We start from the raw sequence: 26423 nt of genomic DNA, 5'->3' as shown, positions 1-26423 counted from the left end.
AAACCGGAACAGGCACCTGTGGTCGCCTCCGCCCAACTCGATCTACTGCAATTATTTCCGTTCGACCTCGACGATTTCCAGCGCGAGGCGATTGCCGCTCTCGATGAAAACGAATCGGTGGTGGTCTGCGCCCCCACCGGTTCGGGCAAGACGGTGATTGCCGAATATATGGTCTACCGCGCCCTCGCACGCGAAAAACGGGTCTTCTACACCACGCCCCTCAAGGCGCTGTCCAACCAGAAATTCCGCGATTTTTGCTCCCAGTTCGGACCGGAGCAAGTCGGCCTGCTCACCGGCGACATTTCGCTCAATCGCGACGCGCCGGTGGTGGTGATGACCACCGAGATCTTCCGCAACATGCTCTACGGCATGCCCCTGGGCGAGATGGGCACGACTTTGGCGCAGGTGGAGGCGGTGATCCTCGACGAGTGCCATTACATGAACGATTCCCAGCGCGGCACCGTCTGGGAGGAGTCGATTATCTATTGCCCCGCCAATATCCAGCTGGTGGCGCTCTCGGCGACGATCGCCAACGCCGGGCAGCTCACCGACTGGATCACCCGCGTGCACGGCCCGACCCGGCTTATCTACTCGGACTTTCGACCGGTGCCGCTGGAAATTCACTTTTGCTCGCCCAAGGGGCTTTTTCCACTGCTCGATCGGGGCAACCAGCGGATCAATCCCCATTTCAAGAACATCAAAAAGCATTTGCGCGGCGAGCGCAATCTGCAGGCCGATGCCCCCAGCCACAAGTACGTCATCGGTCAGCTGGCCCGCCGCGACATGCTGCCGGCGATTTATTTCATCTTCAGCCGCCGCGGCTGCGACCAGGCCCTCGAAGAACTGGGCGATCTGTGCCTGCTCGACGCGCACGAGCAGGAGCAACTGGCCCGGCAGGTGGACGATTTTGTGCGCGAACACCCCGAGGCGGTGCGCACCCACCAGCTTTCTCAGATCTACAACGGTCTGGCGGTCCACCACGCCGGCGTCCTGCCCGCCTGGAAAGCGCTCATCGAGGAGCTGTTTCAGCAGGGGCTCATCAAGGTCGTCTTTGCCACCGAGACGCTGGCCGCCGGCATCAACATGCCGGCGCGCACGACGGTCATCTCGATGCTCTCCAAGCGCACCGACAGCGGCCATCGGCCTTTAAACGCGTCGGAATTTTTGCAGATGGCCGGGCGGGCCGGACGGCGCGGTATGGACGAGGTCGGCCATGTGGTAACCTTGCAAAGTCCTTTTGAATCGGCGCCGGAAGCTGCCGCCCTGGCGTTGTCCCAGGCGGATCCGCTGGTCAGCCAGTTCACCCCGAGTTACGGCATGGTGCTCAATTTGCTGGAGCGCCACTCGCTGGAGACGGCCCAGCGTCTGGTGGGCAACAGCTTCGGGCAGTACCTGGCGACGTTGCACCTGGAGCCGGTGCGCCGCGAGCATGCCGAGGTGAGTGCCGAACTGGAGGCGCTCGCGGGTGGCGACGCCCCGGTGAGCGAGGCGGAGCTCGCCGCCTACGAGAAATTGCGCGGCCAACTGCGCGAGGCGCGGCGGCTGCAGATGATCCTCAAAGAACAGGCCGACCGCGAGCGCGAGCAAGCGCTTGAAGGTCAGCTCAAATTTGCCCTGGTCGGGTCGCTGGTGGTGTTGACCGACCCGCTCGACCGGGTGGCCAAGACGGCTGTACTGGTGCGCAAGGTGCCCGGACCGCCGCTGATGCTCGTTTGCCTCACCGCCGACAACCGCTGGGTGGTGACCGGCGTCGGGGGGGTGCTCGACTTTCAACCCCACTCGGGGCGCTTCGACGAAGCCGAGGGCCTGTCCATTCCTACCTACCTGATGCTGCGCCCCGGCGGTCACATCGCGGGCGGCTCCGAGAGCCTGGATCTCAGCTGCCGGTTGCCCTCGCTGCCGGTGCCCGAGCCGCCGGAGGCGGTGACGGCCCAAAAAAACGAGGTCGAGCAGTTGCGCCTGGCCCAGGAGAATCATCCGGCCCACCGCTGGTCCGGCCGCTCCGCCCACCAGCGCGCCCAGCACCACCGCGAAAAACTGCTGAAGCGCCACCAGCGCCTGGCGGAGCAGCTGAGCGGCGAATCCGATCGCTACTGGCAGGAATTTCTGCGCCTGGTGCGCGTACTTGAGAAGGTCGAATTTCTCGACAACCACAAGCCCAACGCCCTCGGGGCGGTGGCCGCCGCCATCCGCGGAGACAACGAACTGTGGCTTGCCCTGGCCCTGCTCAATCCGGAAGTCGAAAAGCTGAATGCCGTGCAGATGGCGGGGCTGGCTGCCGCCCTCGTGAGCGAACCGCCGCGGCCCAACACTTGGGCGACGGTCACTCCTTCGCCGCAGGTGGAAGAAGCGATTGCCGCCCTGCAGCAGACCCGCCGCAACCTGGTGCGCCTGCAGCGCCGCCAGCAGGTGCTCATCTCGGTCTGGTTGGAGGAGCGGTTGGTGGGCCTGGTCGAACTGTGGGCCAAAGGTGTCGACTGGCAGACGTTGTGTGGAAGCACAAACCTCGATGAGGGCGATCTGGTGCGGCTTTTGCGCCGCACGGCCGATCTGCTCAGGCAGGTACCCCACGTTCCCTATTTGACCGACACCGTGCGGCAAACCTGCGCCGAGTCCCAGCGGTTGCTCGATCGCTTCCCGGTCAGCGAAGCGGTCTAACCCCGGGCTCGCGCTACACTTTTGGCATGCTGCCAGTGCTCACGATCGTCGGTCTCGGTCCGGGTTCGCCCGACCAGCTCACCCCCCAGGCGCTCGCGGCGCTGCGGGGGGAAGCCCCTGTTTTTTTGCGCACCGCCATCCATCCGGTCGTACCGGCGCTTGCAGATCTGGGGGTGCGCTTCGAGAGTTTTGATCACCTCTACGAGCGCTGCGAACGCTTCGAGCAGGTGTACGAAGGCATCGTTGCGGAGCTGCTCCAGGCGCTCGCGGTGCACCGCGCCGCAGTCTACGCCGTGCCGGGGCATCCGCTGGTGGCCGAGGCGACTGTCCAGGCACTGCTTGCCGGGCGCGAGCGCTACCGGGTGGTGCTGGTGCCGGGGCTCAGCTACATCGATGCGGCTATGACCGCCCTGGGTCTCGATCCGAGCGGCGGGCTGCAACTGCTCGACGCGCTCAAGCTGCCCACTTCCCTCAACCCGCGCCAGCCGCTACTGATAAGCCAGGTCTATTCGCCACAGGTTGCCAGCGAGGTGAAGCTGCAACTGCTGGAGATCTATCCCGAAGATCATCCGGTGCAGCTGTTGCATCACCTGGGTACCGGCGAGGAAGCGGTTGCCCGGTTGCCGCTGGTGGAATTGGACCGGCAGGCGAAGATTGATCACCTGAGCAGCCTGTTCGTGCCTGCTCTGAGCGACCTGCCCCCCGAGTCCTACGCGCTCACCCGGGCGGTGAGCGACCTGGTCGAGGTGATCCGCCGTCTGCGCGACCCGGTGGGAGGTTGTCCGTGGGATCTGGAGCAGACGCCCCGCACCCTGTGCAGGTACATCATCGAGGAAGCCTACGAGACGGTCGACGCGATCGAATCGGACGATGCGGAAGATATCTGTGAGGAACTGGGCGATCTGCTGTTGCAGGTGGTGCTCCAGGCGCAAATATTCAGTGAAAGCGGTGAATTTACGCTCGCGGAGGTGGCGGGCGGCATTACGTCCAAGCTCATCCGCCGCCACCCCCACGTCTTTGGCGACGCCCAGGCGCCCACGGCTGAAGACGTGCGCGTCAACTGGGAGGCGATCAAGGCCCAGGAAAAGCCCGCGCCTGCCACGTTGAGCGCGAAACTCGAAAAACTTGCCCGTCAGATGCCGGCGCTGGACGCTGCCGCTGAGATATCCAAAAAAGTCGTCAAGATCGGTTTTGAGTGGCCCGACGCCCCCGCCGTCTGGGTGAAGCTCGAAGAGGAACTGGCCGAATTGCGCCACGCCATTGCCCATGAGAGCTCCGAGCGTCAGGCGGAAGAATTGGGGGATGTGCTCTTTACGCTCATCAACGTCGCCCGCTGGCAAAAAATCGATGCCGAGGCGGCCCTCAGAGAAACCAACCGCCGCTTTCTGGCGCGCTTTGCCCTGGTCGAGCAACTGGCGGATCGGGATCTGGCCAGCTATTCGATCGACGAACTGGAAGCCCTCTGGCAAAAGGCCAAGCGCCGCCTCTACCAGCCGTCATCAGTTGTCGAGCCGCACACTCCCTGAAGGGTCGGGGGCCGTGGGTACCGGCTGGGCGAGGGTGCGCATCAGCGCGGCGGCTTTTGCCCCGGCGGAGCGGCCCGAGAAGTGGGCCTGGAGGGTGAGATCCCGGTCCAGGACAAAGACCTGGGCGTAGCTTCTGAGGCGCTGTTGTTCGCGCTCGGTGCGCTCGCGCTCGAAGCGGCTGCGCGGGTTACCTCTGAAGACCGCGTACTCGGGATCGGGGCTTGCCTGCAGCCAGGCGAGGGTACGTTCGCCGCTCCAGTCGGGCAATTGCAGTTTGACGCCGGGGGCCAGTTTCTGGCCGGACAGTTCCAGGCGGCCGGCCAGATCGCGATCGGCCTGCTCCAACCGCCCTTCGATGATTCCGACAGCCACCTCCCGGGCAAAGTCGGGGACCACGCCCAGGTCCATAATCGAAACAAAGACGTAGCGGTCGCGATCACTATTGAGTGCCGCGAGCAGTTCGCGGCTGACTGCTGAGATTTCCTGCTCGTTGTCCTGGCTGGAGAGGACTACCGCCGTCACTTTGCCCTTCAGGGGCTCCAGGCTGACGGGGTTGTCCTGTAAATCCGCCTCGGGCAGGGGAGCCGGGAGGACCGGGGCCGGGGGCGGCTGCTCGGGCGGCGTCTGCAGAGGCGGCGGAACCTGGCCCGGTAGCGAAGCGAGCGATCCTGACCACAGCCACGCACTTAACCCAAGGACAATCCAGACACCGTGTTTGTTCTGCACCGTACAACCCCGCGTCCGCAACGCGATTGTACTGAATCAGCCCGCCAGGGTGCGCATCGCCTCGATCGCCCGTGCCCCGGCCAGCCGTCCCGAGAAGTGGGCCTTGAGGTTGAGGGCCGGGTCGAGGACGAACACCTGCACCTGGCTTTTGAGGCGCTGCTGGTCGCGCTGGAGTTTTTCGCGATTGAAGCGGCTCAGGCCCGCCGATTGCTGCCGGAAGATGGCGTAGTCCGGGTCCGGGATGCTCTGCAGCCAGGCGCGGGTCGCTTCGCCGCTCCAATCGGGAAGCCCCAGGCGCAAAGGCGGCTGGAAGGTCTGTCCGGTCTTTTGAAGGCGCTCGATGATGTCGCGGTTGGATTGCTCCAGGCGGTTTTCGATGATCGGCATCGTCAGGCCGCGGGCAAAATCGGGGATGCCCTGCAAATCGAGAATCAGCGCAAAGGCGTAGCGATCGGGGGTCGGATTCATCGCCATGACGATCTCGCGGCTGACGTCGGTGGCCTCCTGGTCGCTCGCCTGGTTGGCCAAAATCACGATCGACACTTTGCCGCGCAATTTTTCGATCGATACGGCGCTGCCGGTCAAATCGGCCGACGGCAGTTCCGGGAGTGCCCGGGCCGGTGAAGCGATTACGGTTGCGCAACCAAGCCAGAACGCCAGACCGATGCTGAGCGATTGTTCTATCGAAGCCATGTCATTGCCGATTGAAAACGTACATTCAAAGTACGTCTTTTAAGATACGGCAGTCGCGCCCAGCGTCATCAGGTCGCGGGCGTGCTCGGTGTGGCGCGCGAGGGTGGTCTCGCCTAGACCCGAGCGCAGGTGCGCCCAGGGCAAGTCTCCGGCGTCGGGCCAGTGGGCGTGGACGTAGTGTTCCAGAGGCGGCAGCCGGCCTTTGAGTTCTTTGAAGGCGCGGCGGAAGCTGCCCAGGGTGCTGCCGTGGTGGCGGGCCAGTTCCAGCACCCGCGCCACCCGCCGGTCGCCGCGGGAGATCAAAGCCTGGATGACCGACCAGTTGTAGCTTTCGGGGCGAAAATCGATGCCCTGGGGTTTGAGTTGCTTTTGCAGCTTTTGCAGCTTTTTTTCGGCGGAGGGATCGACGCCGTAGCGCTGAAAGGGGGTATGGGCCTTGGGTACAAAGGTGCTGCAGCCGAAAGTGAGCCTGAGGCGCGGGTTTTGTTTCTTGAGGGCGGCGAGCATCCGGGCGGTCGCCTCCAGATCGCTCTCCAGTTCGCCCGGCACGCCGCACATGCCGTAGAGTTTGAGCCCCTGCAGGCCGGAGGCGGCGACGGTCTCGGCGGCGGCGAATATCTCGTCGTTGGTGAGCTTTTTGTTGACGATGCGGCGCAGGCGCTCGGAGCCGCTTTCGACCGCAACGGTCACCGACTGGCTGCCGCGCGTGGCGAGGGTTCCGCAAAATTTGGGCGTGAGGGTGTTGGTGCGCACCGAGGAGACGCTCAGGCGCACCCCGGCGCGAGCGGGGTGGGCCAGATAGTCGATGAGCGTCTCGAACTCGGGATGCTGGGTCACCGAAGCGCCCAATAATCCCAGACGGTCGGTGACGGCGAGGCCCTTCTCGATGGCGGGCAGGAGCGATCCTTCCAAACTGGCTGTCCGAAAAGGCAAAGTCAGGTAACTCGCCAGGCAAAAGCGGCACAACTCGGGGCAGGAGCGCGCCACCTCGACCATGAAGATGCCCGGCCAGGCGGAGCGCTCGGTGACGACCGCCGAGTGCGACAGCTGTTCGCCCCGAAAGGTGCGCCGCTCGATAACGGCCGGGATGTCGGTTTCCACCGGCGCAAGGGTAATGTCACCGTCGCGGTGGTGCACTTCGTAGAGCGAGGGCACGTAGACACCCGGGATGCGGGCGAGCCGGCGCAATTTTTCGCTCCGCCCGGCGGTGCGCACCGTCTGGTAGGTGGCCATCACCTCGGGAATCAATTCTTCGCCGTCGCCCATCAAGAAAAAATCAAAAAACGGCGCAAAAGGCTCCGGATTGGCAGTAAAGACCGGACCGCCGCCAAACACCAGCGGCTCGTCTTCGCCGCGCTCAGAAGCCCAGAGCGTCAGGCGCTGCTTCTCGATCAGATCTAAGACATTGCCGTAGTCAAGTTCCCACGAAAACGAGAAGCCCAACAGCTCCGGTCGGGCCGGCAAGGGCTCGTGGATATCGGTGAACAGCCGCGCGACCCGCACGCCGGGACAGCAAGCCAAAAGCCGCCAGACTACCTGGTAGCCGAGGCTGGTGATGCCAATGTCGTACGTATTTGGAAAGGCAAAAACCACCGGGACCGCATCGGCGCCCCCAGTAGGCAGATCAAATAAGCGAATTTCGTCGGCAAACACTCCTCGAATCTAGCACCAGGGCCGCAGGCGGCCCGCCTAGAAACCCAGGTCTTCGCGCATATCGGCCAGATCGCTGCTCAGGTGTTCGAGCTTCGGCCACAATTCCAACAGTTCGCACAGGGCAAGCACAAAGCGCGCCCGCTTGCCGTTGTTCGCCTGATCCGCGCACCACTCGCGGTAGTGCGACAGACACCGCTGCTCCTTTTGCTGTACGAGGTTGAGCCCCTGCAACAATTCCCCCTCGACGTAGCGGCCCAGGCGCTCCAGTTCTTCGTCGTGCGTTTGGTGAACCGTCCAGCACTCCGAATCGGTCGTCACCTGACTTGAAAGCATGTCTACCACCTCCGCAAACGGAAAGTTTGCCAGCAGTCCGTCGAGATTAGCACCTCGAACGGTAGCGGTCAAAAGTGAAGTCTTAGAGAAGCGAAGCGCAAAAACGGCCGCTATTGCGGCAAATCGAACAGCACCGTGCGGATGTAGCGCTCGGCCCAGGCTTCGTCGAAGGCCTGCGCCAGGATTCGGCGGGTCTTATCGTTTTGTTGCTGTTGCTCGCAGTAGTGCCGCTGGCCTGCCAGGATTTGCGCTTCGGTGGCGGTATCGACCGCTTCGGCACGGGCGGCCTGCTCGCAGTGAAAGCGCAGATAGGCGCGGCTGATCTCCATGAACAGGTCGGCTTCGGTGGGGGTGACGACGCGGGCAAACACGCAGCGCGGCGAGAAGATCGTTCCCCAGGGGGGCAGATTGCGCAACTGACCAAAATCGGTGCAGCGCGCGAAGCTGGGCTCCAGTCCTGCAAGGTAGGCCGGCGGCAACTCGCCGCGCACGGGCGAGAGATCGACGATGGCGGCACTGACCATTTGGGTGCTCGCCACAATGTCGGTGCCGTAGATGGGCAGGTCGAACTGGGGGCGCGGGTACATCACGCAGTGCAAAATGTCCAAATTCGGCCCGATCGTGGCGAGCTCCAGGTGCAGTTTGCGAAAGACGCGGCTCTGGTAGCAGCGGTTGACGATGGTGAGCCTGTCGCCTTCGAGCTGACCTTCGACAAAACCCAGATCCGCCGGCAGGTGATACGGCTCCAGCTGCAGGTACTCTCCCCAGGTGCTCACCAGCAATTCGGCCAGGCGGCTCACCAATGGGTGCCTGGGTTTGACGGTCTTCGCTTCCATGCGCATCGGTCGTGGACTCCGGTTGCCTTCGTGCATCGTAACGTACCGTGGGCCTAGAATCGGGGCCGTTTCATCGCTAGAAGCAAGAGCCTTTTCGGGTGGCCGAGCCATGCCTGAATCTTCGACGATGTTTGGAACGCTTGCGGGCGAATTTACCGACAGCGCCCGCCGGGTGCTCGACTGTGCCCGCACCGAAGCGCAGCGGCTGGGTTATCAGTTTGTGAGTACCGAGCATCTGCTGCTGGGACTGCTCGCGGAAGGCCACAGCGAAGAAGCAAAAGTGCTCACCGAAATGGGCCTGCACCTCGATGCGACCCGTCGCCTCGTCGAGCGGCTGATCGGCCGCGGCTCCGGGCTGGTGCCCAAGGAGATGCCCTTCACGCCGCGCGCCCGCTACGCCTGGGAGATCGCCTTCGATCAGTCCGAGCAACTGCGCCACAGCCACATGGATACCTGCCATATCTTTTTTGGGCTGGTGCGCGAATGCCTCTTTGCCGGCAAGCGCGGCGGCGGGGCGGCGAGTGTTTTTCGTCATCTCAACATCGACCTGCGCGAACTTGAAAAACGGGCGGGCATCCTGGTGGCCGCTTTCGGTGCAGCCGCCACCCAGACTTTGAACCGGGTAGCAGCGGACGATGAGGACGAGTGGAACGAACCCATCGTGATCGCTGCCCAGAATCACCCGCCGGTGTTGGTGCATCCGTTGTCCGCCCCGGCTCTGGTGCAGGAGATCTATCCGGCCCAGATCGCGGCGGGGGAAGTGCGCACGCGGCTGAGCGCGGCTCTGCTGGACTGGGTGGAAGCGCACCGCCTTGGCCACGTCTCCACCACCAGCCCCATCCTGGCCGGCAGCGATGTGCTGGTGGCCGATGTACTCTATTTTTCGCGCGAGCGCTTGTACGCGGGCAATTCGCGCGTCCCGGATCTGGCGGCGCTGGTGGTGGAACGGCCCGATGACACGAGGCAGTTGCGCGTCCTGGCGGCGAAGATGCGTCTATTGCTGGAGTTGGGGGTGCAGGTGGGATGGATGGCCGATCCCCACGGACGCAGTATCAGCGTTTTTTATCCCGGCAAGCACAAAGCGGCGATCCTCAAAGAGGACGATGTGTTGCGGCTGCCGGAGTTGCTCGCGGGCTGGGAGGTTCCCGTCGCCCGCCTCTGGCCGTCCAATTAGGAGTCAGGCGTGGGCGATGGGCATTCGCCAGCCGATGCCGAAGGCGCGCGGCGAGACGCGCAGACCCGGCGGCAGTTGCTTGCGTTTGAACTCGGCCCGGCGCACCATGGCGAGTACTTTTTTGATCACTTCTGGGTGATAGCCTTCGCCGGCGATCTCCTCGGGGGTGCGCCCACCTTCGAGGTGGGCGCGTAGAATGCCGTCGAGCACGTCGTAGGGCGGCAGGATGTCGGAGTCGCGCTGGTCCGGGCGCAACTCGGCGGAAGGAGCCTTGGTGAGGATACCCTCGGGAATCACCGCGCCGTCCCGGTTGAGCCAGTGCGCCAGGCGGTAGACTTCGCCTTTGTACAAGTCGGCAATCACGGCCAGTGCCCCGGCGGTGCAACCGTAGAGGGTGTTAAAACCGACGGCGGTCTCGGACTTGTTGCCGGTGATAAATACCAGGCGGTTCCACTTATTGGACAGCGCCATCATCAAGGTGCCGCGGATGCGCGCCTGCAAATTCTCCTCGGTGACATCGGCGGCCAGATCCGCAAAGGCCGGAGCCAGAATCTGATCAAAAGCCGCCATTGCCGGAGCGATGGGCAATTTGAGCGTCTCCACCCCCAGATTGGCGGCGAGGGCCAGACTGTCGTCGATGCTGCCGGCACTGGAATACGGCGAAGGCATCATCACCGCGAGCACGTTCACAGGCCCCAGGGCGGCGGCCACAATCGCCAGGGTGAGGGCCGAATCGATGCCCCCGGAAAGGGCCACCAACCCCTGCTGAAAGCCGCACTTGCGGGCGTAATCGGCTGTACCCATCACTAACGCTTCCCAGATTTCCGCTTCGCCTGTGGGTTGAGGCTCGATGCGCCCGGCGAGCGAATCCAAATCCACCAGCAGCATATCCTCGGCAAACGCCCGCGCCCGCGCGGTCAGGCGGCCCTCCCCGTCGAAAACGCAACTGCGGCCGTCGAAGAGCAATTCGTCGTTGCCCCCCACCTGATTGACGTAGAGTACCGGCAGGCGGTGGCGGCGGGCCGCATGGGCCAGAAGCCGTTCGCGCAACTGCTGCTTGCCCGCATAAAAAGGCGAACTGGAAAGATTGAGCAAGTAGCGCGCCCCCTGCCCGGCCAGTTCCTCCACCGGGTCGCGGCGGTAGCGCGGCCTTGGCCAAAATTCGCGATCGTTCCAGATGTCCTCGCAGACGTGCACCCCCATCGCCACCCCGGCAATCTCGATCGGATAGGCACGCTGCCCCGCCTCGAAGTAGCGGTCCTCGTCAAAGATGTCGTAGGTAGGAAGCAGACCCTTGAGCACCGTTTCCCGGCACTCTCCCCCTTCGAGCAGCAAAGCCGCGTTGGCCAGGGGCCGCCCCACCGCGCTCGGCACCGCCGTACCCACCAACACCGGCACCACCCCGGCAAGCGCATGGGCAAGCCGCTGCGCGGTCTGCTGGACATCGGCCACAAAGGCCCGATCCAACAGCAGATCCCGGGGCGGATAACCGGGCAGGGCCAACTCGTGGGTGATCGCCAGATCCGCCCCGGCGGCGGCAGCTTCCCTCGCCGCCCGCTCGATGCGCCCGGCGTTGCCGACCAGATCCCCCACGGTCGAATTCAGTTGCAAAAGCGCCACTCGCATGGGTTCGCCCTCGGCTGGTCCCCGATTGATCAATGTTCTTCCAAGCGTAACAGCGGCTTGCAGCCCGACCTTCCCCTGATCCGCGACAAGGAATGCCATCATGAAGAAATGATAGCGACCATACCTGCAAGTACCGAAGCTTTCGCGGGCCGTATCCGCACCCTGCCCAACGGGCTGACTTTGATCGTTCAGCAGATCCCGACTGCCGCCGCCGTCACCTGCGATATCTGGGTGCGCACGGGGGCCCGTACCGAACCGCTCCAGTTGTCGGGCGTCTCGCATTTTCTCGAACACATGATCTTCAAGGGCACCGAGAAAGTCGGTCCCGGCGTCTTCGACAGCGAAATCGAAAGCCGCGGCGGGGTGACCAACGCCGCCACCAGTCAGGATTACACCCACTACTTCATCACCGTCGCCAACGAGCACTACGAAGCGTCGCTTCCCTATCTGGCGGAACTGGTCAACGCCGCGGCGATCCCGCCTGCGGAATACGAGCGCGAGCGGCTGGTGGTGCTCGAAGAGATCCGCCGCAGCAACGACAGTCCCGACCGCCGGGCCTTCGAGATCCTCACCCGCACCATGTACCCCGAGCATCCCTACAGCCGGCCGGTCCTGGGCACCGCCGAGAGCCTGCTCGCGATGACGGCCGATCAGATGCGTACCTACCACCGCGAGCGCTACCGGCCCGCCAACACTACTGTTGTGATCGTGGGCGGCGTACCGGAGGAGCAGATGCTGGCCGCCGCCGAGGCATTGTTTGCACCCCTGGGCGAAGGGCCGACAGGCGAAGTGCCGACGGTGCCGCATCCGGCCGCCCCCACGCCGGGGGTATCCACCCACACCCTGGCCCGCCTGGAGCAGCCGCGCCTGATGCTCGCCTGGTTGGGTGCTGCGATCGAGCAGATCGAAGATGCGATCGCCCTCGACGTGCTCGCCACCGTGCTCAGCGAGGGGCGCACCTCCCGGCTGGTGCGCTCGCTGCGCGAAGAAAAAGGCTGGGCGCGCTCGGTGAACGCCTACTTTATGCCCCAAAAGCACCCGGGCCTGTTCATTGTCTCTGCCCAGGCCGACGCCGAATGGCTCGAACCCATCGAGGCCGAAGTGCGCGCTCAAGTACGCGCCCTGGTTGACGAACCGGTGCCGGACGGCGAATTCAACCGCGCCCTGCGCATCTTGCGCAACGACTTTATCTTCAGCACCGAGGCCCCGGCCCAGTTGGCGAGTCTCTACGGTTACTACAGCACCGTGGCGAAACTCGAGCTGGCCCTCGCCTATCCCGAGTTGCTGCAGCGCGTTCAACCGGCCGACCTGCAGCGCGTCGCCCGCCGCTATCTCGAGCCTGATCGGGCGGTGGTCCTGCGGCTTGTGCCCGAAACCCCCTGAGGATCTATGTTCCGTACCACGCTTGCCAGCGGCCTTCGCGTCCTTGTGCTCAACAACCCGGCCGTCGATATTGTGAGCGCCCGCTTCTTCCTGCGGGTCGACAGCCGCACAGATACCCCGCCGGGGCTGGCCCACCTGGTCAGTGCCGTGCTGACCAAGGGTACCGAGGCGCGCGATTCGATGGCTATAGCCCAGATTGTCGAATCGCTCGGGGCGATGCTGGGTGCCGACAGTACCCCCGATTATCTGCAAATTGCCCTCAAAAGCCTGGGCGAAGACTTTCCGACCCTGCTTGCCCTTGCCGCCGAACTGTTGCAGCGGGCGACCTTTCCTGCCGAGCAAATCGAAATCGAACGAAAAGCGACTCTGCAAGCGATCCGTTCCCAGCAGGAGCGGCCCTTCACCGTCGCCTACAACCAGTTTCGCGCGGCACTCTACGGCAACTCCCCCTACGCCTATCCGGAGTTGGGCACCGAGGAGAGTGTGTTGGCCCTGCGGCGCGAGGATCTGCTGAATTTTTACCGCGCCCATTTTCGGCCGGACAACGCCGTGTTCGTGGCCGTCGGGCCGCTCGAGCCAGAGGCGGTTGTCCGCTTGCTCGAAGAGCATCTGGGCGGCTGGAGTGTACCTGAGACACCACTGTTGCGTACGGCGCTCCTAAAGCCGACCGATGCTTTTCCCACCGCTACCCTGCGCACGGTGCAACCCACCCAGCAGAGCACAGTCCTGGTGGGCTATCCTGCAGCACCAATCCACTCGGAAGATTTTGCGGCCCTCAAACTGATCGGCACCTACCTCGGCAGCGGGCTTTCCAGTCGCCTGTTCACCGAACTGCGCGAAAAGCGCGGCCTTGCCTACGAAGTCTCCGCCTTCTATCCGACCCGGGCCTCCACTTCCCACTTCGTCGCCTACATCGGTACCGCCCCCGAGAACGCCCGCACCTGCGAAGCGGGCCTGCGCACCGAAGTCGAGCGCCTGGCGAGCACGCCGCTCGGCGACTCCGAACTGCGCACGGCCAAAAACAAGCTGCTGGGCCAGTACGCCCTCGGCAAGCAGACCAACAGCCAGGTGGCTCAGCTGCTGGGCTGGTACGAGATTCTGGGCGTCGGTGCCGACTTCGACCGCGAGTACACCCGCACCGTCGAGCAATTGACGAGTGCCGACTTGCTGGCGGTGGCCGAGCGCACCTTCAAAGCACCCATCGTCTCGCTGGTGGGGCCTGAGGACGTGCTTGCAACGGTCTTCTAAAACGAGCGCTGCGAGCCGACAATATCGTCGTAGGCCACGGCGATGGCGCTGTAGATAATCGGAAACGCGACCAGCAGCCCGAGCCCCAGGGGAATCGCCCCGACCAGAAAAATCAGGCTGAGCACCAAACCGAAACCAAAGACAGAAAACCAGCGCTTGCTCACAATCTTGCGGCTGGTTTCCATCGCCTCCCAGGGCTCCAGTCCCCGGTCGATGATCAGCAGATTGGTGAACATGTAGGCGACCATCAGGTAGATCCCTGGAAGGACCAGCAAAATCGTGCCCACGCTCACGAGCAGACTGGTGATCATCCCGGCCAGCGCCAGGGGCACAAAATCATCGAAGCCTTTGAGAAAGTCGGCGAACTGGGTAGGTTGGCCGCGCTTGAGCTTGAGCGCCACGATATAAAAACCGGCGCTCAGCGGAGCGGCGATGGCGGCGGTGACGAAGTTGATGACCAACTGCTGCTTGGTGAGCAGATCGAGTGCCCAGTTGAGCCCGGCACCCGCCACCAGCACGATGAACGCATAGCCCGCAAAAGCCCCAGCGTTCCTGGCGAAAATGGCCCAGCTGTCGCTCAGATAGTCGCCGATTTTGACGCTGTAGCCCTCGCGGATCACCTTTACGATGTCGCGGCCCCCGGGCTGCATATCCATGGTGGTTTCTCCACTTTGCGATCGGCGAACGGTTCTACCCACATGATAAGTTCTGCACTTCGCCAGCAGCCCTCGACACGGGTGCAGGCGCATTCGATTGCGCAGAACTTATGGAAAATTTACACCACTGGCAAGCAATGGGCATGTACCTATGCTAACTTTAATCCGCTATACCCTTTCGAGAGGAGCGAGCCCTATGGCAGTGGTTTGTCCCTGCTGCACCGGTGTGCAGGTGAAACGCTATCCAATGCTCTACGAAGAAGGCACAGCGAGCATTGTGGGCAACGTCGGGTTCGGTGGATTGTCTCGCGGCGGCCTGTTCGGCGGCGGCGGAAGTTTGTCTGGCACCCAGCAATCTCTCGCAGCACTCAAGGTCGCTCCGCCTGAGAAAAGAATGATCATCCCCGTCAGAAATCCGCTTGGAAAATTTGTGATCGGCTTCATCGTTTTCTCGTGGTTGATCAGCAATCAGTTGCTCTTGCAGGTGTTTGCCCTGGGACTGATTGTTTGGCGGTTGTTCACTGTTTACCGGTGGAACCGCGAGCAGTGGCCGAAGCTGTTGGGCGATTGGCAGCAAAAGTGGTACTGCAGTCAGTGCGGCACCACCTTTAACCCCTGACTTGGTGGTGCCACAGCCCGGTTCGCTTGCCGGTACACTATGGTGAGCGCAGTGGGAGTGCAAGCTATGGGTCTTCTGGTGAACTTCAACGGCACCATCGCGCCGGAAGCCAGAGTTTCGGTCCTCGACCGCGGTTTTCTCTACGGCGACGGTGTCTACGAGGTCGTGCGCACGATCGGGGGAAGACCCTTCGCTTTGCAGGAGCACCTCGACCGGCTGCGTGCCTCCGCGAACTATCTCTATCTCGACATTCCCTGGAGCGACGCGCAGATTGCCGCCGAAGTCGAGCGCACCCTGGCCGCCGCCGGCAGCGGCGACTTTTACATTCGTATCGTCGTCAGCCGCGGCGCGGAAGAAGAAATCAGCCTGCTGCCCGGGCCGCAACTTGTCCCCGATCTGGTGATCATCGTGCGGTCCATTTCTTCCCAACTGGCTTTGAACGAGCAGGGGGTGCACCTGGCAGTGCTGCCCCGCTTGCGCAACGACGCGCGGGCGCTCTCTCCAGCCGCCAAGACCGGCAATTATCTGAACAACATCTTGGCGCTCATCGAAGCGCGCCGCCTGGGGGCCGACGACGCCCTGCTGCTCAACAGCCGCGGCGAGGTGACCGAGGCCACCACCAGCAATCTCTGGTTGGCCAAAGGCGGCACAGTTTATACCCCTGCTGTCGAAGCGGGCATCCTGCACGGCATCACCCGGCATTTTTTGCTGAAGTTGCTGGGTGATTGGCAGATTCCTTGCATCGAGACTGCACTTACCAAGACAGATTTGTTCGCTGTCGAAGAAGCCTTTTTGAGTTCGTCGGTGCGTCTGATCGCTCCGGTGCGCCGCATCGATGATTATGAACTGCCCTACTGTCCGGGGGCGCTTACCCGCCGACTGTTCGATGGGTTGGTCGTGCTGATGCAAGATGCCGTCGCAGCCCCGAAGGTGCCAGTGTAGTACCGCCTCTAAAATGGAGTGCGCCGATTGAGGCAGACGAGTGGCTCTCAGCAAAGATCCCGGCCCGATGAGTCCCGAGCAATTCTTGCGATGGGAGCGCGAGCAACCTCAGAAGTACGAGTACCGGTACGGCCGCATCTTCTCGATGGCAGGCGGCAGCAAGTCGCACAACCTGATCGCCGTCAACGTCACCGCTGCCGTCCACGGCCACCTGATAGACAGCCTCTGCCGTGTCTTCAACTCGGATCAGAAAGTGGCCTGTAGCCCGGCCGGTCCTTTTTACTACCCGGAAGTTTCCGTCAGCTGCGACGATCGCGAAGAACCGACCGGCTACATGCTCCAGTACCCGTGCCTGATTGTCGAAGTCCTTTCGAAGAATACGGCCGAGTTCGATCGCTCGGTGAAGTTTCGCGACTACGGCAAGATTGAGACTTTGCAGGAATACCTACTGCTCGATAGCCAGGTGGTGGCGGCAAGTCTCTACCGCAGGCAGGGCATAAATCTGTGGCAGGTGCAACTGTTCGAAGAGGCTGAAGTTCTCCATCTCGATTCCATCGCCATGGAGTTGCCCCTGCGGACCATCTATTCAAAGGTCATCTTCAATCAGCCGGTGTGAGCCAGTCTCGCCACCTCGCCCACGACGATCACCGCCGGAGGCTCGAAGTGGGCCGCGCGCACCCGGGGGGCGATCGTAGCGAGGGTACCGGTCAGTACCTCCTGACGAGGAGTCGTTCCCCAGCGAATCAGCGCCACGGGCGTCTCGGGGGCGCGCCCCGCCGCCAACAACCGCTCGACGATCGATTCAATCTGCAGCACGCCCATATAGATCACCAGCGTCTCAGCCCCCCGGGCCAACTCTCCCCAACGGATCTCCGGACGGTAGGTCTCGACGGCCTCGTGGCCGGTGACAAAGGCCACCGAGGCGCTCATGTCGCGGTGGGTGAGCGGAATGCCCGCGTAGGCCGGAGCGGCGATACCGGCGGTAATGCCGGGGACCACTTCTACTGCGACACCGGCGGCGCGCAGGGCGGCGACTTCCTCGCCCCCCCGGCCAAAGATGAACGGATCGCCGCCTTTGAGGCGGACCACGCTCGCGTGCCGCTCCACCAGGGCGATGAGCCGCTCGGTAATTTCGTCTTGCGTCAGCGAGTGACGCCCGGAGCGCTTTCCTGCGTAGAGGCGCTCGGTACGCGCCGGGATGAGCGCCAGAATTTCAGGGCTGACCAGCGCGTCGTAGACAATCGCATCGCAGTGCTCGATGAGGGTCTTGCCGCGCACAGTCAAAAGTCCGGGATCGCCCGGTCCGGCCCCCACCAGGTAGACTTTTCCTCTAGGCGATGGCAAAAGCGGACTCCAGTGTCTTTTCCACCAGATCCTGCATCAGCGGCAGCAGGTGATTATCCGGTCCCAACACTGTATCCAGTTGCAGGTCGAATTTGGGAAATTCGTTTGCGAGTCGGTCGACTTCCCAGGTGATGCGGTCGGTCATGCCGCCTTCGAACAAAAAATAGGGCAATATCAACACCCGCCGGATCGAAGGGTGCACCAGTTCGCGCAGCGTGTGGCGCAAATCGGGCTGGATTTTCCAGAAGGCGGCGGTCACCAGAGGGCCGCCCAGGTTCTCCCAGACGCCGTCGGCGATGTCCTGCACCAGGCGGTTGGCCTCCTCGCGGCGGCTGCCGTGGGCGAGGATCACCACGGCGGTGTGCTCGTCGGTGCGTCCGGCCAAGCGGCGGACCCGCTCGCTCAAGATTGCCTCCATCGATTCGTGCTCGCCCAGGCAGGGGGTGTGCAAAAAGTTCACCTGCGGATGGGCGCGGCGGGCACGGCGGAGCGCTTCGGTCAGATCCTCCCCGACGTGCATCCCCGGGGCCAAAAACAACGGCAACAGCACAAACCGGTGGCCCGGCGCAACCTGCAGGGCAATCTGCTCATCGAGCAGCCGCTCGGAAAATTCGAGCGTCCCCGAGACGATCCGGAAATTGGAGTAGCGCCGGAAGCGCTCGACCAGCTCGCCAAAGGCAAGACAGGAGCGCCGGTCGGAACTGCCGTGGCCACACAAGAAAACCGTCGTCGGCGTCGAAAGTGCTGCATTCATGTGCAAAACCCCAGAGCTGGCGACGCCAGCCATGCGCCACCGATCCCCAGCCTACCCCAAGGCCCGAATCCGTTCAGCTACACCCGGATACAACCCGCCCCAAACTCGCCTGCAAAGCCACTTTGTTGTAGAAACCGGAGCCAGGAGTTAAGTTAGATTAAGAAGCTAATCCTTGGGTAAGCAGCAGATGAAATTTTCCTGGAAAACGCTCTTACTGGGTGCCATCCCCCTGATTTTGATCGGGGTTTTGCTCTGGCAGAGTTTGCCGAACGGCGCGACCCGGGGCGATTCCCCGAACATGGCCACCGCCAACCTCTCCTACACCGAGTTTTTGAGCTACATCAGGCAGGGCAAGGTGGAGAAGGTCGATATTCTCGAAGGCGGCCGTATCGCCATCGCCATGCTCCCCGACCCGAGCATTCCCGATACCGCTCCGCAGCGCTTTCGCGTCAACCTGCCCACCTCCGACCTCGACGAGCTCTATGGGCTGATGCGCGACAAGAAAGTCGATTTTGCCTCCCTGCCGCCCAACAACAGCGGCGCGTTTTTGGGGATTTTGGGCAACCTCTTTTTCCCGATTTTGCTGCTGGGCGGCTTGTTTTTGCTGCTGCGCCGCTCGAGCAACTCCAACGGCCCCGGCCAAGCGATGAACTTCGGCAAGTCGAAGGCGCGCTTCCAGATGGAAGCGAAAACCGGCGTCAAGTTCGATGACGTGGCCGGCATCGACGAAGCCAAAGAAGAACTGCAGGAAGTCGTCCAGTTTTTGAAGCGTCCCGAGCGCTTTACCGCGGTGGGCGCCAAGATCCCCAAGGGCGTGTTGCTCGTCGGTCCTCCCGGCACCGGCAAGACCTTGCTTGCCAAGGCGATCGCCGGTGAGGCGGGTGTGCCCTTCTTCTCGATCTCGGGTTCGGAGTTCGTCGAGATGTTCGTGGGCGTGGGGGCTTCCCGCGTGCGCGACCTCTTTAAGAAGGCCAAAGAGAACGCCCCCTGCATCGTGTTCATCGACGAAATCGACGCGGTCGGCCGCCAGCGCGGCGCCGGTATCGGCGGCGGCAACGACGAGCGCGAGCAGACCCTCAACCAGCTGCTCGTCGAGATGGACGGCTTCGAGGGCAACACCGGCATCATCATCATCGCGGCCACCAACCGCCCCGATGTGCTGGATGCGGCGATCCTGCGCCCGGGCCGCTTCGACCGGCAGATCACCGTCGACCGCCCCGATATGGCGGGCCGCCTGGAGATCCTCAAAGTCCATTCGCGCAACAAGAAGCTCGCCCCCGACATCGACCTCGATGTGATCGCCCGGCGCACCCCCGGTTTTGCCGGTGCGGATCTCTCCAACCTGCTTAACGAAGCGGCGATTTTGGCCGCCCGCCGTCGGCAGACCGAGATCACCATGCGCGAGATCGACGATGCCACCGACCGGGTGATCGCGGGCCTTGAGAAGCCGCCCCTGGTAGACAGCAAGAAGAAGCGGCTCATCGCCTACCACGAAGTCGGCCACGCCCTGGTGGGTACGCTGCTTGCCGAGCACGACCCGGTGCAGAAGGTGACGATTATCCCCCGCGGCCGGGCCGGTGGTCTCACCTGGTTCACGCCTTCTGAAGAGCAGATGCTCATCACCCGCAACCAGCTTCTGGCGCGCATCACCGGTGCACTGGGCGGCCGGGCGGCTGAGGAAGTGGTCTTCGGCGAAGACGAAGTCACCACCGGCGCCTCCTCCGACCTGCAGCAGGTCTCCAACCTGGCCCGCCAGATGGTCACCCGCTTCGGCATGTCCGAACTCGGTCTGCTCTCGCTCACCGGCGGCGGCGAGGTTTTCCTGGGCCGCGACCTGATGCAGCGCTCCGACATGTCCGAGGATGTCGCTTCGATGGTCGACGAGCAAGTGCGCGCCATTGTCAAACAGTGCCACCGGCAAGCCGTCAGCATGCTCACCGAGCACCGCGCCCTGATGGACCGCATCGTCGATGTGCTGCTTGAAAAAGAGACCGTCGACGGCGAGGAGTTGCGCCGCATCGTCAGCGAGGTGGTGCCGGTGCCGATGAAGGATCAGGCTCTGCCGGTTCTCAGCTCGTAAGCCGTTACAACCCAAGCGTTCCGTCCCCCCGTTCTCCTGGCAGAGCGGGGGGATTACTATTTTGGTTGCGAAGCCGGTTGTGAATTTGCCGGGAAGATTGCGTGGGTTATTGTGCGACAGGCATAGCCAGTTCCAGATGAAGACGCTCCGTGGATTGACACTGATTGTGCGGCAGTGATACGTTAAACAGGTCTCTTGACTTATCCAGAGCAGGCGTAGGGAACAGGCCCGGTGACGCCACGGCAACCGCCCACTAGCAACGGGAAAAGGTGCCAATTCCTGCGGTTCCTCACGAACCGGAAGATAAGTCAGGCATCCTGATTCTGCAATGATTGCAAGCCAAGAGACGCATCTACCCATTTCATTCGGGAGGGGTTTCTTGTCACGCTACTTGTTTTCCTCAGAGTCGGTCACTGAAGGTCATCCGGACAAGATCTGCGATCAGATCTCCGATACCATCCTCGATGCGCTGTTGACCCAAGATCCCCGTTCGCGGGTGGCGGCCGAGGTGGTCGTCAACACCGGCATGGTGGTGGTCACCGGCGAAATCACCACCACGGCCAACGTCAATTTCACCAAACTGGTACGCGACAAAATCCGTGAAATCGGCTACACGGAGGCCGACAACGGCTTTAGCGCCGATTCGTGCGCGGTGTTTCTAGCCCTTGACGAGCAGTCGCCGGAGATTGCCCAGGGGGTCAGCTGTGCCCTGGAGGTGCGCACCAGCGAGGAGGATGCCCTCGACCGTATCGGGGCGGGGGATCAAGGCTTGATGTTCGGCTTTGCCTGCACCGAGACGCCGGAGTTGATGCCGCTGCCCATCAGCGTCGCCCACCGGCTCACCCGCCGCCTCGCCCAGGTGCGCAAGGACGGTACCCTTGCCTACTTGAAACCGGACGGCAAAGCCCAGGTGACCGTCGAATACGAGCGCAAGGACGGTGTCGATCGGCCCGGGCGCATCGACACGATCTTGATCTCGACCCAGCACGCCGCTGTGATCGACGATCTCAGCGACAACGACGCGGTGCAGGCGCGCATCAAAGCCGACCTGCAAACCCACGTGATCGGCCCGGTCTTCGCGGATCTTGACATCCGCCCCGACGCCCAGACCCGCTTGTTGGTCAATCCCTCCGGCCGGTTTGTAATCGGCGGTCCGCAGGGAGACTCGGGGCTCACCGGCCGCAAGATCATCGTGGATACCTACGGCGGCTATGCCCGCCACGGCGGCGGCGCCTTCTCCGGCAAAGATCCCACCAAGGTGGACCGCTCCGCCGCCTACGCGGCGCGCTACGTCGCCAAAAACATCGTGGCGGCGGAACTGGCCGACCGCTGCGAAGTGCAGGTGGCTTATGCCATCGGGGTTGCCCGACCGGTGAGCATCTTTGTGGAGACCTTCGGCACCGGCCGCGTCTCGGACGAGGCTTTGATGCTTCTGGTGCGCGAGCACTTCGATTTGCGCCCGGCGGCCATCCTCCGCGACTTCGACCTGTGCCGCCTGCCCGCCCAGCGCGGTGGCCGCTTCTACCAGGACGTGGCTGCCTACGGCCACCTCGGTCGCCCCGACCTCGACTTGCCCTGGGAGCACACCGACAAAGCGGCGACCCTCAAGCAGGCGATCCAGACCGCGGCGGCGGTGTAGCTTCCGGTTTTATCTCGATGGCCGCAAATGATTCAATTTGCGGCCATTTCTCGTTTGCTAAGGTATGGTCATGTATCGTCTGCAAGCAAGAGACACCAGCCTTGAGATGGAGCGCTTCTTGATCTGCGCCCTGCGGGATTTGCCTGCGCATCAAAAGGCAAAACGGGTTCAAGGGCTCACCGTGGGACTGCAAAGGCTCTGTTACGCCGGTATCTGTCAGCAGTACCCCGACATAGAGAAGCTGGAGCGACGTCAGCACTACGCTCTACGATGGTTAGGTGGGAACTGGGCGATCAAAGTAGTACCTCTTGGAACCGGTTGGATGGTTGGAGATCCGATTACTTTTGCTTTAGAAATAGCCGATATTCTAGACAGATTAAAAATTCCCTATCTGGTCGGCGGCTCTCTGGCGAGTTCCATTTTGGGAGAGCCGCGCGCGACCATGGACCTCGATGTGGTTGCGGATTTGCAGGGACAGCAGGCTGCTGCTCTCATCGAAGCCTTCCAATCCAGTTATTACATCAGTGAGAGTGCAATTTACGCAGCCTTGGGCGCGCAGGCCGACTTCCCATCCTTCAACGCCATCGAGCTGGAGACGCTCCAGAAGCTCGATGTTTTCGTTCTTGGTGAGCAACCCTTTACAAGAGCAGCCATGGAGCGCCGACAGCGGGTCGCCGTTCGCGAGAACCCACCTGGATATCTGTGGATCTATACCGCAGAGGACATCATCTTGCAAAAACTGCTCTGGTACCGGTTGGGAGAGCAGACATCCAGCCAGCAGTGGCGCGACGTGTTGGGAGTTCTAAAAATTCAGGCTGAAAAACTGGATCGATTGCATCTTGACAGCTGGTCACAGAGCCTGGGCCTTTCAGAGATGCTGGCTCGGGCTATTCAAGAAGCCGGATTAGCTGATACTCAGGAAGGCCAATTGTGACCGCGAATAAACCTAGTAACTAAACTGGAGGCAGGTAGCGAGGGCCACTATGTTTCAGTCCAACCCTGCCGAGCCGTTACCCACCGCTGAGCAGTTGCCTGACTCGGACGGAAAACCCTTGGACAATGAGCTTCAGGTGGAAGTGGCCAGTTTGCTGTCCGCGATTCTCTCGCTGGCCTGGGCCGCTCGCACGGACTGGTTTTTCGGTGCGAACCTGGGCCTTTACTATGCTCCTGATGAGGAGCCGGTGGTCCCAGACGGCTTCCTGAGTCTGGGAGTGCAACGCCACAAGGGCGAGTACGGCCGCCCCAGCTATGTCGTCTGGGAGGAGGGTGCTCTGCCGGTACTCGTGTTGGAAATCGTCTCCCGGACGTATCGGGGTGAATATGGCAGCAAACTGGCGCTCTACCAGCAGTTGGAGATTCCTTACTACGTGATTTACAACCCCATGCGCCGCCGTCAGCAAAGTCCCTTTGCCGCGTACCGGCTTGTGGGCGGCAATTATCATCGGCAGGAGACGGAGCCCTTCTGGATGCAGGAAGTGGGCCTGGGTCTCGGACGCGGCGAAGGCACTTATAAAGGCTGGCAACGCGAGTGGCTTTACTGGTTCGACCAAGACGGTCGCAGGCTGCCCACTCCTGAAGAACAGATGGAGCAAGAGCGGGCAAAGATTGCCGCTTTGGAGCAGCGGTTGCGGCAGTTGGGCGAGGCTCCTGGAGGGCTATGAAACCGCCGATCAGGGCACGCCAGTTGTTACAGGTCGAACTGTTCGCCGTCCAACGGCAAGCGGTACTCGGTTTCAAATACTACCTGCCAGCTCAATTCCCGCTGCTTGGCCCGGACTCCCATTTCGTCCTCGGCTTCACGCAAGGCCGCCGACAGACACCGCGCCCAAAGTTCTTCCTCGATCACTTTTCGGGTAAGTGATGGCGTATCTTCGCAAAGATCCTCGATTTCGCGGCGGCTGCCGTGGATAGTGACAAGCCAGCTGCGTGTGCGGCGCTCGGGTTGAGTTTCCCACTGGATGATGTGCGCCATCAATCGAATCAGCTGTGAGCGCAAGGCGCGTCTGTCCGAGCGGCTCATCGCCTCGGTAAGGGCGGCGATGCCTTCGCGGGCCGCCTGGAGGTCGCCATCTTCGAGGGCATGCTGGATCTCCACAGCCGTCAGATAGTGCGACGTGCTTGCCAAATGGGACCAATCTTGAGCCATCGGATTGGCAGCGCTTGGGCGTCTTTCTCGAATTATGGCCTATTGAACCGGCAGCCACCCGGCCGTCGGTAGCCGCCAGTTGCGCCCGTCGCCGCCGTAGGTGACACAGTCCATCGCCGCCCAGGTCTTCAGATGCAGCGGCTCGTAAAATTCGAGCACCGGGCCGCCGGTGCGGCGCAACAGAAAATAGTCCTGGCCGTTGGCGACGTAGTAGCGCTCCTTTGCTCGGGCCACCGGCTGGGCGAAGGCGTCGGCCAGACAGCGGGCCGTTCTCAGTTCGGAGCCGGCCAACGCTTCGATCGCTTCTTCCGCCTGCTCGCGCCGACCCGCTTGCCGCAGCGCCAGGATGCGCACACCCGCCGCCCGCCCGGCCGTGACGCGCCAGGGCAGGCGCAGGGCGATGGGCATGTCGGGCTGGACCGTCTGGGTGGCAGGCATTGCATTCAGGCTTTGGAGGGCCTGCTCAGGGCGACCGAGCCACAACCAGAGCGTCGAGCGCAGGTAGAGAGCGTCGTGCTCCATCGGATAGCGCGCCAGAAGCCGGTCGTAGACGGTAAGGGCCTCGCGGGCGAGGCGGGGAGCCAGGGCGCTCAGTGCCCCGGTGTGCCAGCGCTCGTCGGTCCACTGATCCGGGAAGAGCAACAGCTCGGCTTTGAGGTGCGGCAGGGCCGCCTCGGTTTCGCCCTGGGCCGCCAGGGTCAGGCCGAGGCCCAACCGCAGCGTCGCGGTGGTCGTCGGGTCATAGCGCAACGCCTCGCCAAAGCGTCCGGCCGCCTGGGAAAGTTCTCCCCGGTAGTAGTGCAGCCAGCCGGAGGCGGTCAGGGTAAAAGGGTCGGTGGGCAATAGCCGGACGGCCCGCTCAGCGGCCCGATTGGCGACGGCGATCCACTGCGCCCGGCGCGGGTCCGCTTCCTCCAGCCTGCGGGCGGCAAAAAGCAGCGTCTGGGCCGTTTGCAGCGGATAGTAAGGCTGGCGGGGATCCAGGCTTTCGGCCTGCCGCATCGCTTCGATAAAGGCAGGAATGTCGCCCCGGCGGCGCAAGGCAAAGGCCTGGTCCGCTTTTTGCCAGCCCCGGTCGATGCGCACCCAGCCCGAGAGCACGGCGGCGAGCAGCAGGACGGCCAGCGGTCGCAATCCAGGCACAGCCAGGGGCGGTTCGGGATGGCTCAACCGCACCAGTTCGGCAGCCAGCAGCACCAGTGTCAGCGCAATCGCCGGGTTCTCGAGCTGAAAGTCGGTGAGGCTGGAGACGGCATAACCCGCCAGAGCACCCGCCAGGGCGGCGGCGGCAGTCCGTTCGCGGCTGAGCAACCGTCCAATCGCCAGCGCGCAGCCCCCCAGCCACCCCAGGTAAGCGGCCAGACCTGCAAGACCGGTTTCGGCGAGCAGATGTACGGGGGTGCTGTGCAGTTGTTGGGCCGTGCGGGCCATCCAGGGGTCGATCTCGCTGCGGTAGCCCGGGAACAAAAAACCGGTCACCCCCTGGCCTACACCAAACAGCGGGTGATCGAGCCACAGGCGCACCCCCGTCTGCCAGAAAACCCACCGCTGGGCGGCGCTGATGTCGCGGCCCTGCAAAAACAACTGCGATTTGGTGCTGGCAAAGGTGAGCGACAGCATGCCGACGGCAAGGAGCACACCGCCTGCCGCCCCCAGGGCAAGCCAGGCCCGCCGGTCCAGCCGGATGAGCAGCCCACAGACGAGGACACAACCGGCCAAGGCCCCCAACCAGCCGCCGCGCGATTGGGTCGAAAAGAGCAGCGCCAAACCCAAAAGCCCCGACAGTCCCCACAACCACCGCCCTTTGCCGGGTCGAGCCAGGGCGAGCGCCAGCGTCACCGGCAGCGTCAGCGACAACAAACCGCTGCCAAAATTGTGATGGCCCAGCGGGTAGACGTTGTTAAAAAAGTGAAAAGGCGGTCCAGCCTGCCACTCGGGAATCACCACCAGCAGCGCGTACTGGTAAAGACCCGCGACGCTGACCAGCACCTGGGCGAGGGCAACGATGCCCAGCAGCGGGACTCCCCGCGGCCAGCGGCCCGAAAAACCGTAAAGCAGCGCAAAGTAGCCGCCCGCCATCGTCGCGTACCACCAGCTGCGCTCGGGATCCGGGGAAAGCGCGGCACTGACCACCAATGCCGCCACCGTCAAACCCACCAGCGCGTCAAACGGCTGCCCCAGCCTCCGACAGTGAACAGTCGCCTGGAGCGCCCCCAACAGCAGCAGGCCCTGGGGCAACAAGCACCAGGGCCAGCGGGCGATCTCAGAATAGGAATTGCGCAGAGTAAGCAACACCGCGTAGCCGATCGCCAGCAATCCAAGATCCAGTCTGGACAGCGCCGCTGCGACGCTCGTCCAACCGGGTTTGAATGCACGAGCGCCCATGG

The 26423-nt window shown here is 63.0% G+C and carries 23 protein-coding genes and 1 riboswitch; of the genes, 12 read left to right on the top strand and 11 right to left on the bottom strand.

The features are described 5' to 3' along the window. The first annotated feature begins 18 nt into the window (after nucleotides 1–18). Nucleotides 19–2658, top strand: coding sequence for a DEAD/DEAH box helicase (locus GLL_RS13395; protein WP_011142589.1), 2640 nt, complete (start codon nucleotides 19–21; stop codon nucleotides 2656–2658). A gap of 26 nt (nucleotides 2659–2684) precedes the next feature. Beyond that, entirely contained in the window at nucleotides 2685–4184 is a 1500-nt protein-coding gene (gene mazG / locus GLL_RS13390) for a nucleoside triphosphate pyrophosphohydrolase (protein WP_011142588.1), read from the top strand. Here the strand turns inward: mazG and GLL_RS13385 are convergent. The 5 genes from GLL_RS13385 to GLL_RS13365 all read right to left on the bottom strand — a co-directional run bounded on the left by GLL_RS13385 (nucleotide 4158) and on the right by GLL_RS13365 (nucleotide 8461). After that, a complete protein-coding gene (locus GLL_RS13385; protein ID WP_011142587.1) occupies nucleotides 4158–4910 on the bottom strand; it encodes a hypothetical protein in 753 nt (250 codons plus the stop codon). The two genes, mazG and GLL_RS13385, sit on opposite strands and share 27 nt — an antisense overlap. A gap of 36 nt (nucleotides 4911–4946) precedes the next feature. After that, a complete protein-coding gene (locus GLL_RS13380) occupies nucleotides 4947–5603 on the bottom strand; it encodes a hypothetical protein (protein ID WP_011142586.1) in 657 nt (218 codons plus the stop codon). Nucleotides 5604–5642: 39 nt separating this feature from the next. Further along, entirely contained in the window at nucleotides 5643–7256 is a 1614-nt protein-coding gene (locus tag GLL_RS13375; protein ID WP_011142585.1) for a B12-binding domain-containing radical SAM protein, read from the bottom strand. Between the two features lie 36 nt (nucleotides 7257–7292). Then, nucleotides 7293–7589 carry a hypothetical protein gene (locus GLL_RS13370; RefSeq protein ID WP_164929056.1) on the bottom strand — a complete coding sequence of 99 codons (297 nt, stop codon included), beginning with the start codon at nucleotides 7587–7589 and terminating at the stop codon, nucleotides 7293–7295. A 110-nt stretch (nucleotides 7590–7699) separates the two neighbouring features. Next, complete coding sequence (locus tag GLL_RS13365; protein WP_011142583.1) at nucleotides 7700–8461, bottom strand: phycocyanobilin:ferredoxin oxidoreductase; 762 nt, start codon at nucleotides 8459–8461, stop codon at nucleotides 7700–7702. A gap of 73 nt (nucleotides 8462–8534) precedes the next feature. Between GLL_RS13365 and GLL_RS13360 the strand changes: the two genes are divergently transcribed. Further along, nucleotides 8535–9599 carry a Uma2 family endonuclease gene (locus GLL_RS13360; protein WP_164929055.1) on the top strand — a complete coding sequence of 355 codons (1065 nt, stop codon included), beginning with the start codon at nucleotides 8535–8537 and terminating at the stop codon, nucleotides 9597–9599. Between the two features lie 3 nt (nucleotides 9600–9602). Here GLL_RS13360 and GLL_RS13355 read toward each other — a convergent pair whose 3' ends face one another. Further along, nucleotides 9603–11225 carry an NAD+ synthase gene (locus GLL_RS13355; protein ID WP_011142581.1) on the bottom strand — a complete coding sequence of 541 codons (1623 nt, stop codon included), beginning with the start codon at nucleotides 11223–11225 and terminating at the stop codon, nucleotides 9603–9605. Nucleotides 11226–11333: 108 nt separating this feature from the next. Here GLL_RS13355 and GLL_RS13350 point away from each other — a divergent pair, with 108 nt between their 5' ends. Together GLL_RS13350 and GLL_RS13345 are read left to right on the top strand one after the other, a co-directional pair. Further along, a complete protein-coding gene (locus GLL_RS13350; RefSeq protein ID WP_011142580.1) occupies nucleotides 11334–12608 on the top strand; it encodes a M16 family metallopeptidase in 1275 nt (424 codons plus the stop codon). Between the two features lie 6 nt (nucleotides 12609–12614). After that, entirely contained in the window at nucleotides 12615–13856 is a 1242-nt protein-coding gene (locus GLL_RS13345) for a M16 family metallopeptidase (protein ID WP_011142579.1), read from the top strand. On the opposite strand, the gene GLL_RS13340 is transcribed toward GLL_RS13345, so the two are convergent. Beyond that, the gene (locus GLL_RS13340) at nucleotides 13853–14512 is read right to left on the bottom strand and encodes a hypothetical protein (RefSeq protein WP_164929054.1); all 660 of its coding nucleotides are present in this window, start codon (nucleotides 14510–14512) and stop codon (nucleotides 13853–13855) included. The genes GLL_RS13345 and GLL_RS13340 overlap by 4 nt on opposite strands. A gap of 247 nt (nucleotides 14513–14759) precedes the next feature. Here GLL_RS13340 and GLL_RS13335 point away from each other — a divergent pair, with 247 nt between their 5' ends. From GLL_RS13335 to GLL_RS13325, 3 genes are all read left to right on the top strand, one after another. Further along, nucleotides 14760–15131, top strand: a complete 372-nt coding sequence (locus tag GLL_RS13335; protein WP_164929053.1) for a hypothetical protein — start codon at nucleotides 14760–14762, stop codon at nucleotides 15129–15131. 66 nt (nucleotides 15132–15197) lie between these two features. Next, nucleotides 15198–16073, top strand: a complete 876-nt coding sequence (locus tag GLL_RS13330) for an aminotransferase class IV (protein ID WP_011142576.1) — start codon at nucleotides 15198–15200, stop codon at nucleotides 16071–16073. Nucleotides 16074–16113: 40 nt separating this feature from the next. Next, a complete protein-coding gene (locus tag GLL_RS13325) occupies nucleotides 16114–16689 on the top strand; it encodes a Uma2 family endonuclease (RefSeq protein WP_011142575.1) in 576 nt (191 codons plus the stop codon). Here the strand turns inward: GLL_RS13325 and cobA are convergent. After that, entirely contained in the window at nucleotides 16677–17417 is a 741-nt protein-coding gene (cobA, locus tag GLL_RS13320; protein WP_011142574.1) for a uroporphyrinogen-III C-methyltransferase, read from the bottom strand. The two genes, GLL_RS13325 and cobA, sit on opposite strands and share 13 nt — an antisense overlap. After that, nucleotides 17404–18171: a sirohydrochlorin chelatase gene (locus tag GLL_RS13315; RefSeq protein ID WP_164929052.1), complete on the bottom strand. Its 768-nt coding sequence runs from the start codon at nucleotides 18169–18171 to the stop codon at nucleotides 17404–17406. The genes cobA and GLL_RS13315 overlap by 14 nt, the downstream gene beginning before the upstream one ends. Before the next feature lie 187 nt (nucleotides 18172–18358). On the opposite strand from GLL_RS13315, the gene ftsH reads away from it, so the two are divergent. The 4 genes from ftsH (at nucleotide 18359) to GLL_RS13295 (ending at nucleotide 23551) form a co-directional block, all read left to right on the top strand. Next, the gene (gene ftsH / locus GLL_RS13310) at nucleotides 18359–20251 is read left to right on the top strand and encodes an ATP-dependent zinc metalloprotease FtsH (protein WP_011142572.1); all 1893 of its coding nucleotides are present in this window, start codon (nucleotides 18359–18361) and stop codon (nucleotides 20249–20251) included. Between the two features lie 197 nt (nucleotides 20252–20448). Beyond that, a riboswitch (SAM riboswitch) is annotated at nucleotides 20449–20561 on the top strand. A 69-nt stretch (nucleotides 20562–20630) separates the two neighbouring features. After that, nucleotides 20631–21890: a methionine adenosyltransferase gene (gene metK / locus GLL_RS13305; RefSeq protein WP_011142571.1), complete on the top strand. Its 1260-nt coding sequence runs from the start codon at nucleotides 20631–20633 to the stop codon at nucleotides 21888–21890. Between the two features lie 64 nt (nucleotides 21891–21954). Then, nucleotides 21955–22824: a hypothetical protein gene (locus GLL_RS13300; RefSeq protein ID WP_011142570.1), complete on the top strand. Its 870-nt coding sequence runs from the start codon at nucleotides 21955–21957 to the stop codon at nucleotides 22822–22824. A gap of 49 nt (nucleotides 22825–22873) precedes the next feature. Then, a complete protein-coding gene (locus GLL_RS13295; protein ID WP_011142569.1) occupies nucleotides 22874–23551 on the top strand; it encodes a Uma2 family endonuclease in 678 nt (225 codons plus the stop codon). 26 nt (nucleotides 23552–23577) lie between these two features. On the opposite strand, the gene GLL_RS13290 is transcribed toward GLL_RS13295, so the two are convergent. After that, nucleotides 23578–24036 carry a DUF29 domain-containing protein gene (locus GLL_RS13290; RefSeq protein WP_011142568.1) on the bottom strand — a complete coding sequence of 153 codons (459 nt, stop codon included), beginning with the start codon at nucleotides 24034–24036 and terminating at the stop codon, nucleotides 23578–23580. Between the two features lie 39 nt (nucleotides 24037–24075). After that, nucleotides 24076–26421, bottom strand: a complete 2346-nt coding sequence (locus tag GLL_RS13285; protein WP_011142567.1) for an O-antigen ligase family protein — start codon at nucleotides 26419–26421, stop codon at nucleotides 24076–24078. Nucleotides 26422–26423: the final 2 nt, after the last annotated feature.

Origin of the sequence: Gloeobacter violaceus PCC 7421 (genome assembly GCF_000011385.1) — a bacterium.
In the GTDB taxonomy this organism is placed as follows: domain Bacteria; phylum Cyanobacteriota; class Cyanobacteriia; order Gloeobacterales; family Gloeobacteraceae; genus Gloeobacter; species Gloeobacter violaceus.
The sequence above is the reverse complement of the archived record's forward strand: the minus strand, read 5'-3'. Positions and strand labels throughout refer to the sequence as shown.

Excerpts from the sequence above, each read along its gene's own strand:
- GLL_RS13285 (WP_011142567.1), bottom strand. The coding sequence starts at position 26,421 with ATGGGCGCTCGTGCATTCAAACCCGGTTGGACGAGCGTCGCAGCGGCG.
- ftsH (WP_011142572.1), top strand. The coding sequence starts at position 18,359 with ATGAAATTTTCCTGGAAAACGCTCTTACTGGGTGCCATCCCCCTGATT.
- GLL_RS13315 (WP_164929052.1), bottom strand. The coding sequence starts at position 18,171 with ATGAATGCAGCACTTTCGACGCCGACGACGGTTTTCTTGTGTGGCCAC.
- GLL_RS13370 (WP_164929056.1), bottom strand. The coding sequence starts at position 7,589 with ATGCTTTCAAGTCAGGTGACGACCGATTCGGAGTGCTGGACGGTTCAC.
- GLL_RS13335 (WP_164929053.1), top strand. The coding sequence starts at position 14,760 with ATGCTCTACGAAGAAGGCACAGCGAGCATTGTGGGCAACGTCGGGTTC.
- GLL_RS13355 (WP_011142581.1), bottom strand. The coding sequence starts at position 11,225 with ATGCGAGTGGCGCTTTTGCAACTGAATTCGACCGTGGGGGATCTGGTC.
- GLL_RS13340 (WP_164929054.1), bottom strand. The coding sequence starts at position 14,512 with ATGGATATGCAGCCCGGGGGCCGCGACATCGTAAAGGTGATCCGCGAG.
- GLL_RS13380 (WP_011142586.1), bottom strand. The coding sequence starts at position 5,603 with ATGGCTTCGATAGAACAATCGCTCAGCATCGGTCTGGCGTTCTGGCTT.
- GLL_RS13350 (WP_011142580.1), top strand. The coding sequence starts at position 11,334 with ATGATAGCGACCATACCTGCAAGTACCGAAGCTTTCGCGGGCCGTATC.
- GLL_RS13330 (WP_011142576.1), top strand. The coding sequence starts at position 15,198 with ATGGGTCTTCTGGTGAACTTCAACGGCACCATCGCGCCGGAAGCCAGA.
- GLL_RS13295 (WP_011142569.1), top strand. The coding sequence starts at position 22,874 with ATGTTTCAGTCCAACCCTGCCGAGCCGTTACCCACCGCTGAGCAGTTG.
- GLL_RS13365 (WP_011142583.1), bottom strand. The coding sequence starts at position 8,461 with ATGCACGAAGGCAACCGGAGTCCACGACCGATGCGCATGGAAGCGAAG.
- GLL_RS13300 (WP_011142570.1), top strand. The coding sequence starts at position 21,955 with ATGGTCATGTATCGTCTGCAAGCAAGAGACACCAGCCTTGAGATGGAG.
- GLL_RS13345 (WP_011142579.1), top strand. The coding sequence starts at position 12,615 with ATGTTCCGTACCACGCTTGCCAGCGGCCTTCGCGTCCTTGTGCTCAAC.
- mazG (WP_011142588.1), top strand. The coding sequence starts at position 2,685 with ATGCTGCCAGTGCTCACGATCGTCGGTCTCGGTCCGGGTTCGCCCGAC.
- GLL_RS13290 (WP_011142568.1), bottom strand. The coding sequence starts at position 24,036 with ATGGCTCAAGATTGGTCCCATTTGGCAAGCACGTCGCACTATCTGACG.
- GLL_RS13360 (WP_164929055.1), top strand. The coding sequence starts at position 8,535 with ATGCCTGAATCTTCGACGATGTTTGGAACGCTTGCGGGCGAATTTACC.